Genomic DNA, 15,126 nt, shown 5'->3' with positions numbered 1-15,126 from the left:
CTGGCCGGAGCCCAGGCTCGGCGCCACGATGAGATACTCCGGCGCCGGTAGACAGCTGCCGCGGCTGATCGGGCGCAATCTCGATGCCTGGCTGCCGTGAAGACCTGTTGCGCTCCCTGTAGCATTGTCGGCTTGTGCTGCCGCCACCGATCCTCACGCCTGCGCCATGCCCTCGATCGACCTGGATCTCTCCACCCTCACCGCCATCTCCCCCATCGACGGCCGCTACGGCGCCAAGACCGAGGCGCTGCGGCCGATCGCGAGCGAATACGGCCTGATCCGCCACCGGGTGCTGGTGGAGGTGCGCTGGCTACAGGCGCTGGCCGCACATCCCGGCATTGCCGAGGTGCCCGAGCTGTCCGACGCCGCCGAGGCGCGCTTGAACGCCATCGTGGAGGGTTTTTCGGTGGACGACGCCGCCCGCGTCAAGGCCATCGAGCGCACCACCAACCACGACGTCAAGGCGGTGGAATACTTCCTGAAGGAGCGCATCGCCGACAGCGCCGAGCTGGCGGCGGTGTCGGAATTCATCCACTTCGCCTGCACTAGCGAGGACATCAACAACCTCGCCCACGCGCTGATGCTGCGCGCCGCCCGCGAGGACGCGCTGCTGCCGGCCATGGACGCGGTGATCGATGCCGTCCGGGACTTGGCCCACAAGTACGCCGAGCAGCCCATGCTCTCGCGCACCCACGGCCAGCCGGCCTCGCCGACGACGCTGGGCAAGGAGATGGCCAATGTCGTGCATCGCCTGCGTATCCAGCGCAATGCCGTCGCCGGCGTCCACCTGCTCGGCAAGATCAACGGCGCCATCGGCAATTACAACGCCCACCTCGCCGCCTATCCGGAGGTGGACTGGCCAGCCCTGGCAAGGGGTTTCGTCGAATCCCTGGACCTCACCTGGAACCCCTACACGACGCAGATCGAGCCGCACGACTACCTCGCCGAGCTCTTCGACGCCCAGGCGCGCTTCAACACGGTGCTGCTGGACTTCTGCCGGGACGTCTGGGGCTACATCTCGCTCGGGTATTTCAAGCAGAAGACCGTCGCCGGCGAGGTCGGCTCGTCCACCATGCCGCACAAGGTCAACCCCATCGACTTCGAGAACGCCGAGGGCAACCTCGGCATCGCCAACGCCATCTTCGGCCATCTCGGCGCCAAGCTGCCCGTGTCCCGCTGGCAGCGGGACCTGACGGACTCCACGGTGCTGCGCAACCTCGGCGTCGGACTCGCCCATACGCTCATCGCCCTGCAAAGCGTGCAGAAGGGCATCGGCAAGCTGGAAGCGGACCCGGCACGCCTCACCGCCGACCTGGACGCCAACTGGGAGGTTCTCGCCGAGCCCATCCAGACCGTCATGCGCCGCTACGGGGTCGAGCAGCCCTACGAGAAGCTGAAGGAGCTCACCCGCGGCCGGCGCATCGGCCCGGACGCCCTCGCCGACTTTGTGGAGACCTTGGACATCCCCGAGCACGCCAAGGCGGAGCTCAAGGCACTGACCCCTGCCCGCTACATTGGCAACGCCGCCGAGCAGGCCCGAGCGGTGTGAGCCGACGGGCCCGCGCAAGGGCGCGGGCACACACCCGGGGCGGCAGAGCCGCGCAGAGACGTGCCGAGGCAGAGCCTCGGCAGGAGCGAAGCAATGCATTGATCGGCAATTGCACTGACAATCCATGCAGACGCGGCTGGCAGCAGCGAGCCGGCACGGGCTGGGAGCGCCGGCTTTCAGCCGGCTTCGCGCGCCGGGGGCTCGATGCCCCGGCGCGCGATCTGCGGCGCTGGAGCAGGCCGATTGCCCGTGCCGCTGGGCGGGGGACTGGACTTGTGGCCGCGTGTCAGCCCGGACGGCGCCGACGCGGCATCGAGCCGCGGCGGCGCCGAGCCGGCTGGAAAGCCGGCGGTCCCAGTCAGCCGAGCGCCGTCGGGAAGGCTGGGTTCCGGTCCCGCTTTCAGGTCGGCAGGATGCACTCAGCCACTGCTCTTTCAGGCTTGAACCTGGGGACCCCGGCCTCGGGGGTGCATGGGGTGGTCGCCGGCTGCGTTGACGGCAAAACAGGCTCGTTGGGCTGGGCTGCGCGTTGCCGAGTGGAACTCGGCGCCCCCAGGGGGCTGTGTCCGCTGTCGGCAGAGCAGGGGTTGCGTTGCCGAGTGGAGCTCGGCGCCCCAAGGGGCAAAAAAGCCCGCTGCGCGGCGCGCAGCGGGCTTGTATCGACCAGCAGCCCGGCGGCGTTGAATGCGCCGGCCGCGGACGGCTTACATGTTTTCCGGCAGGACCTCACGCACCACGACACGGCGGCGCAGCGGGTTGTTCTCCAGCGGGCCCAGGTCGCCGATTTTGTACTCGGTGGGCACGTCCCAGGAGAAGCCGGTGACGCGGGCGATGTCGCTCGGCGGGATGCCCTGATCGATCATGTAGTTGCGGATGGTGTTTGCGCGGTTCTCGCTGAGGGTCAGGTTGTGCTCCCAGCTGCCGAGCTTGTCGGTGAAGCCGCCGATGACCAGGCGCTCGTCACGCGGGGTTTCCTTGAGGTCCTGGATATACTCATCCAGCCTGGCGAGGGCGCTGGGGTTCAGGATGTCGTCCAGGCCATAGCGGTCGAGCGCGAACTGCAGGCGCAGCACCAGCGGGTCCCGGACCTCCGCCACCTGACAAGGCGGCAGGTTGGTGGGGCCGTCGGGTGCGGCGGACTGCCAGCACTCGCCGTAGCTGGTGGCCCAGAGCTGGCCTTCCGGCACGGTGGGATCGCCGGAGGCGTACCAATAGGTCTCGTCCGGCTCCTGGGCGACGGCGTTGAAGCTAAGCGCAGCTGCCGCCGGCAATGCCAGCGCCAGGGTCCGCAGGGTGGTGAGATGTCGCATCTTAGACTCCCGAAATGTTGCGTGATGACAAAATAGGCAGTGGCGAGTACTGCTGCAAGGGCCCCTGTTGCATCGCGTCGTCCGCTGACAGGCGTGCTTGCAGCGGCGCGCACACCGGGCGCAAGTACAGGGATCGGCTCCATTAGTGTAGCGAATGTTAGCGGCATTCGCGCAACTTTTTCCAACTTTTCGGTTTTCTTGCATCAAGGCGCTCGGGTCTTTCCTGTAAGCCATTTAGCACCCTAGGCTTTCTGCCGTTTCCATGATGCCTGCGCGCCTTGCAACTGTTGCTGTTTCGCTACAAAGCCTTGGCTTTTACTGCTGCTATGCCTTACCGAGCCCAATCCCTGATGCGTGGTGCGGCCTTCATCGTCCTCGGCGAGCTGTGCTTCGCGAGCATGGGCGTCGGTATCCGGCTGGTGTCCGCGGAGCTGGACAACACCATGATCGTCTTTGCCCGCAATGTTCTGGGGCTGGCGCTGCTCCTGCCCTGGCTCGCGCGCCGCGGTGTGGGCAATCTGACAACCGCGGTGCCGGGCCTGCATCTGCTGCGGGCGGGGGCTGGTGTTGCCGCCATGTACTGCTTTTTCTACGCCATCGCCGCCATGCCGCTCGCGGAGGCCATGCTGCTGAAGCTGACGGCGCCCATTTTCATGCCGGTCATCGCCGTGCTCTGGCTGCACGAGCGGGTGACGCCGGTGCTGGCGGTGGCGCTCGGCATCGGTTTTGCCGGTGTGGCCGTGATCCTGGACCCGAGCTTCGCCGCCGGCGGCTTCAGCGTCTCGCCGGTGGCACTGATCGGCCTCATGGGGGGTGTCCTGGCGGCGCTGGCCAAGGTCACGGTGCGCCGTCTGTCCCGCAGCGAGCCGCCGACGCGGATCGTTTTCTATTTCGCGCTCATCGCCACGGGCATCTCCGCGGTGCCGCTCAGCTGGAGCTGGCAGACGCCATCGCTGCCGGCGGCGGCGGGCCTGGTCGGCATCGCTGTCGCGGCGACCCTGGGGCAGCTGGCACTAACCCGGGGGTTGTCCCTGGCACCGGCCTCGCGCATGGGCGTGTTCGGCTATTCGGCCGTGGTCTTCGGCGCCGCCTACGGCTGGCTGCTCTGGGACGAGCCGCTGACGCTGGCCACCATCACGGGTACGCTGCTCATCGCCGCCGCCGCCGTGCTCGCCGCCCAGGCCACCCGGCGCCCGGCCCGACCTCTGGGCGCCGAGCCGCCGGCGCCGTCAAGGGCGGCAGCTGAGCCGAGGCGCTGACCATGCTGCCGCGACGCCTGCACTGGCCCGCCGGCCTCGACGCGAGCCGCTTCCTGGCGGACTACTGGCAACGGCGCCCGCTGCTGCTCCCCGGCGCCTTCGCCGGCATCGGCTCTCCCATTGAGCCGGACGAGCTGGCGGGACTCGCCTGCGAGCCGGAGGTGGAAGCGCGCATCGTTCAAGAGCATGGTGCACAGCGGCCCTGGCAGGTGAGCCATGGCCCCTTCGACGAGTCCGTCTTCGCGGCACTGCCCGAGACCCACTGGACGCTCCTGGTGCAGGACGTGGACAAGCACGTGCCGGCGGTGGCCGGGCTGCTCGCCTGCTTCGACTTCCTGCCCGAATGGCGGCTCGACGACATCATGGTGAGCTGGGCGGAAGACGGCGGCTCAGTGGGGCCCCACCTGGATCAATACGACGTATTCCTGGTGCAGGTCCAGGGTTGGCGGCGCTGGCGCATCGACACCCGCCCGAGCCCGCCCGCCGACTGTGTGCCTGACCTGGATCTGCGTCTCCTGAAGCACTTCCAGCCGGACGCAGACTGGCTGCTGGGCCCGGGCGACGTGCTCTATCTGCCGCCGGGGGTGCCGCACTGGGGCATCGCCGAAGGGCCCTGCATGACCTGGTCCGTGGGTCTGCGGGCGCCCGCCTGGCGCGAGCTGGCCGCGGACTGGCTCCAGTACGCCGTGGATGCGTTGACCGGTGACGGGCGCTGGCGCGACCCGCCGTCTGCCGCTCCCCCGGATGAGCCGGCGGCGCTGCCGATGACGCTGCCCGGGACGATGCGCGCGCACATCGACCAAATCCTGGCCGGCGCGGACGAGGGTCTTTTCCGCCGCTGGCTGGGCTGTTACCTGACGGAGCCGAAGCCGAACATCGCCCTGCTGCCGCCGGACCCCCCTGGCCGAGGGCGGAGGTCGTAGCGCTGCTGCGCGAGGAGGGCCGCCTGCTCCGCGACGGCGCGTCGCGACTGCTGTTCCTGCGCGCGATGACCGCCGGCGCCGAGGATCTGCTGTTCGCCAACGGCGACTGCCACCCGCTGCCCGCCGGCCATGCCGACTTTTTGGCGGCGCTTTGCCGGCGGTCGGCGCTGACGGCGGAGGCGGTACTGCCCTGGCTGGATGCGGCGCCCTGCGCCGACTTGCTCACCCATTTGTTCAACGCCGGCCATTTCCTGACGCCGGGCGTCGGCGACTAAACCGGCGCGCAAGGCCCCAAGCGCTTCCACAGACCGGGTTGCGTCCCCACCCTGGTGAATCTTCTAGCAGCCAATGCCGGCTTCCCAGCCGGGAAGCCGGCGTTCCACCACAGAGCATGCGAGCCATGGCCGACGACCAACGCCCTGAATTCCGTATACGCCGCGCCGACTGGGGTGCCGACGCCGCGCGTCTCACGGCCATCCGTCGGCAGGTATTCGTGCGCGAGCAACAGGTGCCCGAGACGCTGGAATGGGACGGTCTGGACACGGAGGCCCTGCATTTGCTCGCCGAGGATGCCGACGGCACCGCCATCGGCACCGCCCGGCTGCTGCCTTCGGGGCAGATCGGCCGCATGGCGGTGCTGGCCGAGCACCGGCGCCAAGGCGTGGGCCGGGCGCTGTTGCTGGAGCTGTTGCGCATCAGTGAGGCCGAGGGACGCGCCCGGCTCTTCCTCAACGCCCAGGTGAGCGCCCTGCCCTTTTACGCCGCCCTCGGCTTCGAGGCCGAGGGCGACGTCTTCGAAGAGGCCGGGATTCCCCACCGACGGATGCAGTTCACGGACCCCGAGCGGATACGGGCGGTGGAGCTCCACGGCCGCCGGCTCGGCGCCAGCGCCGGCGTGCTGCGTTTCGACACGCCGCATGCGCAGTGCAGCGCGGTCACGAGTCTGGCGGGCCAGGCCCGCACCGAGCTTCTCATCACCAGCCCGGACCTGGAGCCAGGGCTGTACGACCAGACGCCGGTGCTGGACACCATGATGCGCCTGGCAATCCTCCGGCGCGGGCGGGTGCCGGTGCGCGTGCTGGTGGCCGATGCCGAAGCGCCGCTCAAGCGCGGCCACAGGCTCATCGAGCTCTCGCGGCGGTTTAGCTCGGCCATCCAGATCCGCTGCATTCCCGAGGAGCTCGCCGACGGCGTCGAGCCCTGTATGCTCGCGGATGAGATGGGCTACACCATGCGCCCGACCGCAGCCCACGACAGCCTGCTGATGGATTTCGCCGACGGCGGCCAGACGCGGCGGCTGCGCCGGCGCTTCGAGCTGCTCTGGCAACAAAGCGGCGTGCATCCGGGCCTGCGGCGGCTCTACCTGTGACCGCGGGCTCTCGCGGAGTCCCGCCGCGAGCAAGACTCGGCCAAGGTGCGGCGGCCAAGGCGTGGCGCCCAACCCGCGCCACGCCCTGAGCCCCTCGCAGGGCCCCTCGCAGTGCCCCTCGCAGCGCCCCTCGTGAGCCCTGCTGTCGTCAGATATCGTCCACCAACTTGGTGGCGAGCCCGGTTTCCAGGGCCTCGGCGACGGAGATCCAGTACATGCTGTCGTTGGGCACGGAGGCCGCCGCCAGCGCTACGGTGTCGTCGATGCCCATCTCGCGCAGATAGAGGGCTGCCGCCACCACCGACAACTGCCCGCCCTCGTGGCTGCTCAAGTGCTTGGGCACCTTGCTCTGGTGAATGCCCAGCTTGGCGCCGCGGGTCACATAACGCTCGGTGCCGCCGGCGAGCACGTCCACACAAGCGGAGGTGCAGACATCCTTTACGCCCACCCGTAGCCCGTTCTCGCGCAGATAGCGCCCGAGCCTGCGGGCCTCGTACAAGGAGCCGCCGGGGCTGGAGATCAAAAGCCCCACGGCTTTTTCGCGGCGGAGCTTGCCGATGACCTCATCCGCGAAGCCCTCGTGGATCTCGCCGGTCACCACCACCCAGGTGTTGCCGATGTTGCCGGAGCCATCGAAGCGCACCAGCCCCGATGCCGTACCGGTGAGAGCAGCCAGGCGCTCGCAGGCATCCCGCGCCAGACGCCGCAGGGAGGCGCGCGCACCGGGGTCGTCGACGGCGGTCATGGTGAGGGCGTTGGCGCGCTCCACCATGTCTTCCACCGCGAAGCCATAGCGCTCCACAGCGGCGATGACCACCGCATCGGTGGCGCCGCGGTCTTCGTTCTGCACCACCCGGCGCAGGTGACAGGTGGCGATGGTGGTGAGCAGCTCGTCGCGCTCCATGCCCGCAGGCGCCGCGGGGTCGGGGCCCTGGGTCCTCGGGGCGGTGCCGGCGCAGCCTGCCAGCAGCATGAGCGCCGACAACGCCAGCGCAGCCAAGCCGACACCGCCGCGCGCCCGCACAGGCGCACGCCGCGGGGCGTTGCGGAGCGCAGGACGCTGCCGAATGCGGCTCGCCATCAAACCACCCGTACCGGCATGCCGGCCTCGGCCAGTGCCGTTTTCACGGCCGCAATGGGGACTTCGCGCCGATGGAAGATGCCCGCTGCGAGGGCGGCGTCGGCGTCGGTTGCGGAGAAGACTTCCACGAAGTGCCCGGGCTTGCCGGCACCGCTGGAGGCGATCACCGGGATGTGCACCGCGCCGCGCACGGCGGCGATCAGCTCTAGATCGAAGCCGAGGCCGGAGCCATCCCGGTCGATACTGTTCAGCAGGATCTCCCCGGCGCCGAGTGCCGCGCAGGTGCGGGCCAGCTCCACGGCATCCACGTCGCGGCCTTCGCGGCCGCCGCTGACGGTGCACTGAAACCAGCAGAAACGTTCGCCGTTCGGGCCGGGGAAAGCGGTCTCGATGACATGGCGGGGTGTCGCCTCCGGCGCGCTGACATAGACCCGCCTCGGATCGACGGAGATCACCACCGCCTGATTGCCGTAGCGGGCAGCGATCTGCTCGATGGCGCTGCTGCCGTCGGCGCCCTCGGCGCGCACCTGCTCCACGGTGTAGACCGCATCCGAGCCGATGGAGATCTTGTCGGCGCCGGAGCGGAAATACTCGTCCGCGACGTCCAGGGCGGTGTAGCGATGCCCGTCGCTGTCAGTGAAGGCGCGAATGCCACCGCCGATGGTGAGCGGCACGAAGACTTGCTCGGAGGTGCGGCGCAGCACTTCCAGCATAGGCTGGTCGCGCAGCGGGAAATCGCGAAAGGCGGTGATGTTGAGGAAGGTGATCTCGTCGGCGCCTTCGGCGTAGTAGCGCGCCGCCAGCTCCACCGGCTTACCCAGGTTGCGGACCTCGCCCTGCTCGCGCACGTCGTACTGATCGCCCTTGGTGACCACGAGGTCGCCGGCATCGTTGTTGCGCACGTCCAGGCAGGCGATGACACGCTTGGCGAGCCGAGTCGGCGGCAGCGACGGATGCGGCTTCTTTGCGTCCTCGGGCGCCGAGAGGATGCGCGGCGCAAAGCCCGGGGCCACCGCCACGGTGCCGGTCAGAAAACGCTGGAGTAGCTCGAGTCCCGCCGGGCCGCTCTTCTCGGGATGGAACTGCAGCGCAATTACCTGCCCGTGCTGCACCGCGGAGACGAAGGGCCCGCCATAATCGGTTTCCGCCAGCACCCAGTCGGCATTGGCGGTGCCCGCTCGGGCGCAGTAGGAATGGACGAAATAGAAGCGATCCGCCGTCAGCCCGGCCAGGAGCTCGGCATCGCGATGCACGCGCAGCCCATTCCAGCCCATGTGCGGCACCGACAGCGCAGCCGCCGGAAAGCGCTCCACGCGCCCGGCGAGGAGGCCGAGGCCGGGCACCCCCGGCGACTCGTCGCTGCCTTCGAACAGGCACTGCAGCCCGATGCAGATACCGAGGAAGGGGCGATCCGCCCGCAGATAGTCCAGCAAGGGCTCGACAAAGCCGAGCTCGCGCAGGCGCCCCATGGCGGCACCAAAGGCGCCGACGCCGGGAAACAGCAGCCGCTCGGCGGCCAGGATGTCATCCGGCGTGCGAACATCGGTGACCTCATAGCCGAGGCGGGTGACGGCGTTGCGCAGGCTACGGACATTGCCTGCGCCATAGTCGAGAAGAGAGATCATTGCGGCCGGTCTCGGGTGTCAGCGCTGGCGCTCGATTTTAGCAGCCCGTCAGCGCGCCTTCGGGGCCGCGTGACGGCCGCGGCGCCCCGACCCGCCCGACGGTGCTGTGAGACGGACCGGGCCGCACCCATGCTCCGGCGCCTCAGACCTCGAGCCCCTCGGCCTCCACCACCCGCGCCAGCGCCGCCTCCATGGTGGCGCGAGCTTGTGCGGTGGCCGCATGCAGGAAGGCGTGGAGGGCGGCATCGTCGGCGTTGCGGTTCTCGCACTCGCGCGAGTAGGTCTCGAACGCCACCAGGCTCGAGACCAGCTGCACGAGGTGATGCGGACATTCGCACTTGACCGTCGGCGAGGCAGCGGCGATGCGCGACAGCGCCGCGGTGTCGTAGAGGCGCGCCGGCGGCGGCTCGCTGAGGTCGAAGTCCGCAAGCAGTGCCGCCGAGCCGCCGCCGGCTGTCGAATGCATGGCCACGCACCAGCGCCGCAGCTCCGTCGCGTCCACCGGCGCCCGCTTGGCAACCATATGCTGCGCCTCAAGGCGATTGACCACGTCGCGGCTCGCGTAGTTGTAAATCACCAGGGTGCGGGGTGCGCCGCTGCGCGCGGCGAGATCGGCGAGCTGGCGCAGCTGGTCGTCGTGGATGGTCGGAAACTCCAACACCAGCAAGTCTAAGCCGAGGCCGCCGGCTTGGTCGCGGAACGTCGACTCCTCGGTGTAGAGACCCGCGAATTGCACCTGCGCGTCCGCGTCATCCGCCTCGCGTGAGGGCTCGCCCTGGATGAGCAATGGCAGCGACGGCCCCAGCACACCGACGCGACAGGGGCGCGCCTCCTGCGACGCCGGCGGCGGACTGTCGAGCCCCTTGGCACGCTGGCGCAGGTGCTCCAGCGAGAGCCTCGCGACGTGGCTGATCGCATCGCCATTGTCGACCAGTCGCTTGATCAGATTGAGCCGGCTCACGTCTTCGGCGCGATAGAGGCGTGTGCCCGCCTCCGAGCGCACCGGCGTGACAACGGCATAGCGCCGCTCCCAGACGCGCAGGGTGTCCGGCGGGATCCCCGTCAGCCGCGCCACGGCGCCGATGCGATAGGTCTGGCCGACTTCGGGCTCGTTCATCTCGGTCACAGGCAGACTCCCCACGTTGATGTTTTGTCCAAGTTATATCTGAACAATTTATTGACAATAGGGCAACAGGCGCCTAAAGTCTGGCGCAAGGTTGGACAAGACATGAACAGCCTTGGGCGCGTCTTAAGCGAAACCGTCTTGGAGACGCGCCAACCTGGTCCTGAGATGGAGGCGCATCGGGCACGTCCAAGTTTTGTACAGCCTACTGAGCGAAGCACGCCCAAGCTCGCCGCAACCCAGCGAGCCGGCATTACCGACGACCGCCGTGACGGCTCTAGCCGACGGCCCAATGCTGAACAGGAGCGACAACCATGGCCCAGCACACGCTCGCAACCCACGCAGCCGCCGGCTTCGATTTAGAGCTGCCGCTGCACCCCGCCACCGACAACGCCGAGAGTGTTGCGCTACTGCTGCATCGCGTGCTCGGCATCGTCGATGAGCTCTGCGCTCAGGGCGATACCACCAACGCCGATGCCGTCCAGGCGCTCGACCTCGCGATCGCATTGCGGCTGGCGATTGGCGAGGCCGACGAGCAGGCGGACACCACAACACCGCCCAGGCTGTTGGAGATTGCTGTCGCGGATGCCACACCCCGCGCCGCCTGAGTGCACCGACAGCACGTCTGTGCCGCGGGTGCTCAGCGCCCGCGCAGACGCGAGACCAAACGACGTGAGGCATAACTCCCGGGAAGGATCGCGCCGAACACAACGGCCACAATGACTGCCTGATACCACAGGAGACCCAGCCACTGCGGCGTGACGCCGGCGGTCATCCACTCCTCGGCGAGGCGCTGGCCGTTGAAGAAAGCGAAGTACGCCAGGAAGGCCAGCAGCAGCCGGCCGCCACTGCCCCGCCGCGGTGACAGCTGCGTCAACGGGACCGCGAGAATCACTAGGGCGATGACGCCCACCGCGGCGGCCAGGCGATGCTCGAGCTCTGCGCGATCACGGATGTCCGCGGAGGCCAGCAGCTCGCCTGTGGGCGTCGCCGCCCGCCGCGACCGCGCCGCCTGCGCCGTGCTGGCGCCGCTGACGTAGTAGGTAAGCCGCGCGAAATCCATCAAGGTGTAGGCGGCGTCGCCGGCCCTGCCGTCGAACCGTCTGCCTTCCTCCAGCACCACTGTTTGCTCACCATCCACCCCGGACTCGCGATAGTAGCCTCGCTCCGCGAGCACCACCCGCGGCGGATCACTGCGCCGATCCTGCACAAACACGCCGGTGAAGCGGCTGCTGCTGTCCATGTCCGCCGCATAGAAGGTCACGCTGCCGTCGCTTTGCTGATAGAAGCGCCCGGCTTGCAGGCCGCTGATGCGCGTGGCCTCGTCATCTTTGCGCGACTCGATGAGCTGGATCTGCGCCGCCGCATAGGGCTTTAGCACCAACGCAAACCAAGCGGTCAACAGCGCAACCGGCAGGGCAAACAACAGCACCGCCCGGAACACCCGCGACGGCCTCAACCCCCCCGCGGTGAAGGCGATGAGCTCGCTGTCGCGGGCCATGCGCCCGAGCGCCATCAGCACTGCGAGAAACGCCGCCGGCGCCAGCAGCGTCGCCGTGTCCCGCAGCAGCTGTAGGCCCAGGAACTGCAGCACGAGCCCCGCCTGCAGATTGCCGACGTTCACCTGCTCCAGCGTGCGCAGAAAGAGCATGCTCGCCACCACCAGCAGCAACGTCGCCATGATGGCCATGAAGACCTTGACGATCTCGGTGAGGAAATAGCGGTCGACGATGCTCCACATGGACGCGGCTTCCCAGAATGCGGCGGGCATTGTCCGCGCTGCGCGGTGGCCTGCGCAATGCCGTGCAGCCGGCCCGCGGCGCCTTTTCCGGCGGCGCGCACCGTCCTTTTCAGCGCAGAAGACCGCCCAATTCCTACTGCTCGACTGGGATTCCGCCCATATTCGCGGCTTGGGCCGTCCCCTAGTCTGATCCCGTCGCCGCCGACGGCACTGCGGCGGCGCACCCAGACCAACGTCCTCGAATCAGACAGGAGAACGAGCATGAGCGGTTGCCCAGTGATGCACCACGGCATGACCAAGGCCAGCGGCTGCGAGCATGTCGCGGTATCCAAGTTCGGCCGTCTGCTGCCAGCTACCGGCAGCGGCACCCTCACCGAGCAGGAGGCCGCCGCCATCGGCGGCCCCGGCGGGCTGATGCATGATTTCGACGGCACCTCGCCGGACAGCCCTATTCCCGCCGGTTACATCTTCTTTGCGCAGTTCATCGACCACGATGTGACCCTGGACACCACATCCAGCCTGCGCGCCGATCCCGCCACCGTGGACGTGGATGCCCTGCCCAACATCCGCTCGGCGAGCCTGGATCTGGACTGCGTCTACGGCTTTGGCCCGGAGGCGAGCCCGCACATTTACGATGCCGATCGCCCCGGCCACATCGCGGTGCATCCGAACGGCTTCGACGTGGCACGGGCGCCGGCCGGTCAGGCGCTCATCGGCGACCCGCGTAACGACGAGAACATCTTCGTCTCCCAGATGCAGCTGCTCTTCCACCGCTTCCACAACAAGCTGCTGGCCGAGCGCGTGGTGCAGGAGACGGGCAGCAAGCACTTCGAGCGCTTCGAGGAGGCTCAGAAGCAGACCCGCTACCACTACCAGTGGCTGGTGCTGTTCGATTTCCTCAAGCGCCTGTGCGACCCCTGCGTCTATGCCCACGCAGTGCCGAAGATCCTCGCCGCCGACCCGAAGAAGTACCCGTATCTCTATCAACCGGACGCGCACGGCAAGCTGCGCATGCCTGTCGAGTTTTCCGTCGCCGCCTTCCGCGTCGGCCATACCATGGTGCGCTCGCGTTATGCGGTGAACGCTGCCAATCTCGACATCGAGCTCTTCGATGAGCGCTTCGGCACCCTCGGCTTCAACGGCCTGCCGGAGGAGCTGGCGGTGGACTGGCGTTACCTGCTGCCCGTACATCGCTGCATCCGCCCGCGCATGGCCAAGGGTCTGGACCCCAAGCTCGCCGACGAGATCCAGGCTATGCCGCTGCCCGTGGTCAACAGCCGCAACCCCAACGACAGGGCGCTCGGCTTCCGCAACCTGATGCGCGGCAATGTCATGCGCCTGCCGAGCGGGCAGCAGGCAGCCCAGACCTTGTCGGGGCACTATGGCAGCTGCATCGACCCCAATCTCGACCTGGGCCTCGAGGATCTGTTCAACGCCGCCGGGCTCGACGGCGCCAAGCTCGGCGCCGATACGCCGCTGTTTTACTACATCCTGCGCGAATCGGAAGTGGTGCATGACTGCCAGCGCTTCGGGCCGGTGGGGTCGGCCATCCTGCTGGAAGTCTTCGGGGGCATGCTGGTGCATTGCGACGGCACCAGCTTCGTGCACGCCACGGACTGGCACCCGGACCCCTGCGTGTCCAAAGAGCGCTGGGGCTGGTGGACGGACGAATACCAGCAGCACTTCGATCCGAGCGCCCTGGTGAGCGAGCCGGACTACTACCCCTTCGAGCTCGCGGATGTGGTGCGCTTCGTCGGTGATTTGGGCGACCCGCAGGGCTACCAGTCCGAGTGACCGCAGCGGAGGGGGGCGGCCGGCGGAGGCCCGCTTAGCTTTGACGCCGGAGCGACGGATAGCAAAAGGGAATCGCTCGCAGCGCCCGCCAAGCCGGATGCTCATGGATGAGCGCCAGCGCCCGGGCCGGCAGTGTCCGACCCGGCTCGGTCTTGAGCCAGGTGGACGCCCCCGACGGATGGGGCAGCGCAATGACATCCGCCGCGAAGCCCTCCTCTGTGATCTGCAGCCGCTGCCCGACGACGGCATCCAGACGCGGTACCGTCAGGAAGCGCGCAATGGCGAGTCGGCCCACCGGGATCACCAGGCGCGGGCGGACCAGCTGGAGCTCCCGTCGCCACCAGGGGGCGCAATTGGTGATCTCCTCCCGCGTCGTCGAGCCGGGACTCGGCAAGGCGTATGCCGGCATTGCGCGCGTCTGTGACCGCCGGGGTCAATCGGCGAGCCCATAGATGAAATACACCGTCTCCAGCAGGGCAGTGGGCTCGGAATCCTCGCCGAACCAGCGCTCGAAGATGCGATCCACCTCGCCGGTGCGATAGATCTGCGCCAGTGCGGTGTTGACCACCAGGCGGAAGTCCGCATCGTCGCGCGGCACGGCGAAGGCATAGGGCTCCACGGAGAAGTCCGCGTCCAGGATGGCAAAGTCCCGCGGATTACCGGCCTCCGCCACCTGCCCGATGAGCACCAGGCGGTCGCCGGCCACGGCGTCCAGCTCACCGGCCTCCAGGCGCTCCCGGCCGTCACGGGCATCGCGGATGGGCTTCAGCGCGGCATTGATGAGCCGCTCCTCCAGCACCGGGCGCAGGCGTCGCTCGGTGGTCGTCTCCGGAATCACGCCGAGCGTCTTGCCGCCCAGATCTGCCAGGGCGCGAATACCGCTGTCGGACTTGGTGAGTATCCCGCCGGACTCCACGAACACGACGTTGGCGAAATCCACCTGGCGCTGGCGGGCCAGCGTCATGGTGGTCGTGCCGCATTCCAGGTCCGCCTCACCATTGGCGACGGCGGCGACGCGCCTGGGGGTGTTGCCCTCGATCCAGGCAACCTCCAGGGCGTCCAGCTCGAGCGCACCCTGGACGCCGGCAACAATGCGCCGGCACAGATCCACCGAGTAGCCGCGCGGGGCGCCGTCGGCGTCCTTGAAGGAAATGGGATAGGCGTTCGGGTCGTAGGCGATGGTGATGGTGCCAGCGGCCCGAATGCGGTCCAGCGCGCCAGTGTCCGCGGCGGCGGGCAGGCCCGCGGCGGCCGGCAGCAGCGCGAGCGCCGTCAGCCAGGACCATAGCCGGCGACTCGGCCGGCGCCCCAGCCGGGATGCCAGCCGGGCACCGACGGCGCGGCCTGCCATC

Annotated in this window: 14 protein-coding genes; 7 read left to right on the top strand and 7 right to left on the bottom strand. The window is 68.6% G+C overall.

Annotation, left to right across the window (positions count from 1 at the left end):
* Positions 1-166 precede the first annotated feature (166 nt).
* Complete coding sequence (purB, locus tag CKO31_RS05980) at positions 167-1,549, top strand: adenylosuccinate lyase (RefSeq protein ID WP_200234957.1); 1,383 nt, start codon at positions 167-169, stop codon at positions 1,547-1,549.
* A gap of 704 nt (positions 1,550-2,253) precedes the next feature.
* Here purB and CKO31_RS05975 read toward each other — a convergent pair.
* Positions 2,254-2,859, bottom strand: coding sequence for an OmpA family protein (locus CKO31_RS05975; protein ID WP_200234955.1), 606 nt, complete (start codon positions 2,857-2,859; stop codon positions 2,254-2,256).
* 350 nt (positions 2,860-3,209) lie between these two features.
* On the opposite strand from CKO31_RS05975, the gene CKO31_RS05970 reads away from it, so the two are divergent.
* The 4 genes from CKO31_RS05970 (at position 3,210) to CKO31_RS05955 (ending at position 6,410) form a co-directional block, all read left to right on the top strand.
* Positions 3,210-4,118: a DMT family transporter gene (locus CKO31_RS05970; protein ID WP_200234953.1), complete on the top strand. Its 909-nt coding sequence runs from the start codon at positions 3,210-3,212 to the stop codon at positions 4,116-4,118.
* A 2-nt stretch (positions 4,119-4,120) separates the two neighbouring features.
* Entirely contained in the window at positions 4,121-5,041 is a 921-nt protein-coding gene (locus CKO31_RS05965) for a cupin domain-containing protein (RefSeq protein ID WP_200234951.1), read from the top strand.
* The gene (locus CKO31_RS27365; RefSeq protein ID WP_306341712.1) at positions 4,957-5,316 is read left to right on the top strand and encodes a winged helix domain-containing protein; all 360 of its coding nucleotides are present in this window, start codon (positions 4,957-4,959) and stop codon (positions 5,314-5,316) included. Before CKO31_RS05965 ends, CKO31_RS27365 begins: the two co-directional genes overlap by 85 nt.
* Before the next feature lie 125 nt (positions 5,317-5,441).
* On the top strand, positions 5,442-6,410 hold the full coding sequence (locus CKO31_RS05955; RefSeq protein ID WP_200234947.1) for a GNAT family N-acetyltransferase: 969 nt from the start codon (positions 5,442-5,444) through the stop codon (positions 6,408-6,410).
* A 148-nt stretch (positions 6,411-6,558) separates the two neighbouring features.
* Here CKO31_RS05955 and CKO31_RS05950 read toward each other — a convergent pair whose 3' ends face one another.
* From CKO31_RS05950 to CKO31_RS05940, 3 genes are all read right to left on the bottom strand, one after another.
* Entirely contained in the window at positions 6,559-7,491 is a 933-nt protein-coding gene (locus CKO31_RS05950) for a COG3904 family protein (RefSeq protein WP_242475184.1), read from the bottom strand.
* Positions 7,491-9,116: an imidazole glycerol phosphate synthase subunit HisF gene (gene hisF / locus CKO31_RS05945; RefSeq protein WP_200234946.1), complete on the bottom strand. Its 1,626-nt coding sequence runs from the start codon at positions 9,114-9,116 to the stop codon at positions 7,491-7,493. Before hisF ends, CKO31_RS05950 begins: the two co-directional genes overlap by 1 nt.
* 142 nt (positions 9,117-9,258) lie before the next feature.
* Positions 9,259-10,233: a MerR family transcriptional regulator gene (locus CKO31_RS05940; protein WP_200235085.1), complete on the bottom strand. Its 975-nt coding sequence runs from the start codon at positions 10,231-10,233 to the stop codon at positions 9,259-9,261.
* Between the two features lie 320 nt (positions 10,234-10,553).
* On the opposite strand from CKO31_RS05940, the gene CKO31_RS05935 reads away from it, so the two are divergent.
* Positions 10,554-10,847: a hypothetical protein gene (locus CKO31_RS05935; protein ID WP_200234944.1), complete on the top strand. Its 294-nt coding sequence runs from the start codon at positions 10,554-10,556 to the stop codon at positions 10,845-10,847.
* A 32-nt stretch (positions 10,848-10,879) separates the two neighbouring features.
* Here CKO31_RS05935 and lptF read toward each other — a convergent pair whose 3' ends face one another.
* Positions 10,880-12,010, bottom strand: a complete 1,131-nt coding sequence (gene lptF, locus CKO31_RS05930) for an LPS export ABC transporter permease LptF (protein ID WP_242475183.1) — start codon at positions 12,008-12,010, stop codon at positions 10,880-10,882.
* A gap of 231 nt (positions 12,011-12,241) precedes the next feature.
* Between lptF and CKO31_RS05925 the strand changes: the two genes are divergently transcribed.
* Positions 12,242-13,774 carry a peroxidase family protein gene (locus tag CKO31_RS05925; RefSeq protein WP_200234942.1) on the top strand — a complete coding sequence of 511 codons (1,533 nt, stop codon included), beginning with the start codon at positions 12,242-12,244 and terminating at the stop codon, positions 13,772-13,774.
* 34 nt (positions 13,775-13,808) lie between these two features.
* Here CKO31_RS05925 and CKO31_RS05920 read toward each other — a convergent pair whose 3' ends face one another.
* Together CKO31_RS05920 and CKO31_RS05915 are read right to left on the bottom strand one after the other, a co-directional pair.
* Positions 13,809-14,183, bottom strand: a complete 375-nt coding sequence (locus tag CKO31_RS05920; protein ID WP_200234940.1) for a uracil-DNA glycosylase family protein — start codon at positions 14,181-14,183, stop codon at positions 13,809-13,811.
* A 24-nt stretch (positions 14,184-14,207) separates the two neighbouring features.
* Positions 14,208-15,125, bottom strand: coding sequence for an amino acid ABC transporter substrate-binding protein (locus CKO31_RS05915; protein WP_200234938.1), 918 nt, complete (start codon positions 15,123-15,125; stop codon positions 14,208-14,210).
* Position 15,126: the final 1 nt, after the last annotated feature.

Origin of the sequence: Thiohalocapsa halophila, assembly GCF_016583825.1 — a bacterium.
Classification (GTDB): domain Bacteria; phylum Pseudomonadota; class Gammaproteobacteria; order Chromatiales; family Chromatiaceae; genus Thiohalocapsa; species Thiohalocapsa halophila.
This window is presented reverse-complemented; position numbering and strand designations above follow the sequence as displayed.

Bases quoted from the DNA above. Each gene is read 5' to 3' on its own strand.
- purB (WP_200234957.1), top strand. From the start codon at position 167: ATGCCCTCGATCGACCTGGATCTCTCCACCCTCACCGCCATCTCCCCC.
- CKO31_RS05975 (WP_200234955.1), bottom strand. From the start codon at position 2,859: ATGCGACATCTCACCACCCTGCGGACCCTGGCGCTGGCATTGCCGGCG.
- CKO31_RS05970 (WP_200234953.1), top strand. From the start codon at position 3,210: ATGCGTGGTGCGGCCTTCATCGTCCTCGGCGAGCTGTGCTTCGCGAGC.
- CKO31_RS05965 (WP_200234951.1), top strand. From the start codon at position 4,121: ATGCTGCCGCGACGCCTGCACTGGCCCGCCGGCCTCGACGCGAGCCGC.
- CKO31_RS05955 (WP_200234947.1), top strand. From the start codon at position 5,442: ATGGCCGACGACCAACGCCCTGAATTCCGTATACGCCGCGCCGACTGG.
- CKO31_RS05950 (WP_242475184.1), bottom strand. From the start codon at position 7,491: ATGGCGAGCCGCATTCGGCAGCGTCCTGCGCTCCGCAACGCCCCGCGG.
- hisF (WP_200234946.1), bottom strand. From the start codon at position 9,116: ATGATCTCTCTTCTCGACTATGGCGCAGGCAATGTCCGTAGCCTGCGC.
- CKO31_RS05940 (WP_200235085.1), bottom strand. From the start codon at position 10,233: ATGAACGAGCCCGAAGTCGGCCAGACCTATCGCATCGGCGCCGTGGCG.
- CKO31_RS05935 (WP_200234944.1), top strand. From the start codon at position 10,554: ATGGCCCAGCACACGCTCGCAACCCACGCAGCCGCCGGCTTCGATTTA.
- lptF (WP_242475183.1), bottom strand. From the start codon at position 12,010: ATGCCCGCCGCATTCTGGGAAGCCGCGTCCATGTGGAGCATCGTCGAC.
- CKO31_RS05925 (WP_200234942.1), top strand. From the start codon at position 12,242: ATGAGCGGTTGCCCAGTGATGCACCACGGCATGACCAAGGCCAGCGGC.
- CKO31_RS05920 (WP_200234940.1), bottom strand. From the start codon at position 14,183: ATGCCGGCATACGCCTTGCCGAGTCCCGGCTCGACGACGCGGGAGGAG.
- CKO31_RS05915 (WP_200234938.1), bottom strand. From the start codon at position 15,125: ATGGCAGGCCGCGCCGTCGGTGCCCGGCTGGCATCCCGGCTGGGGCGC.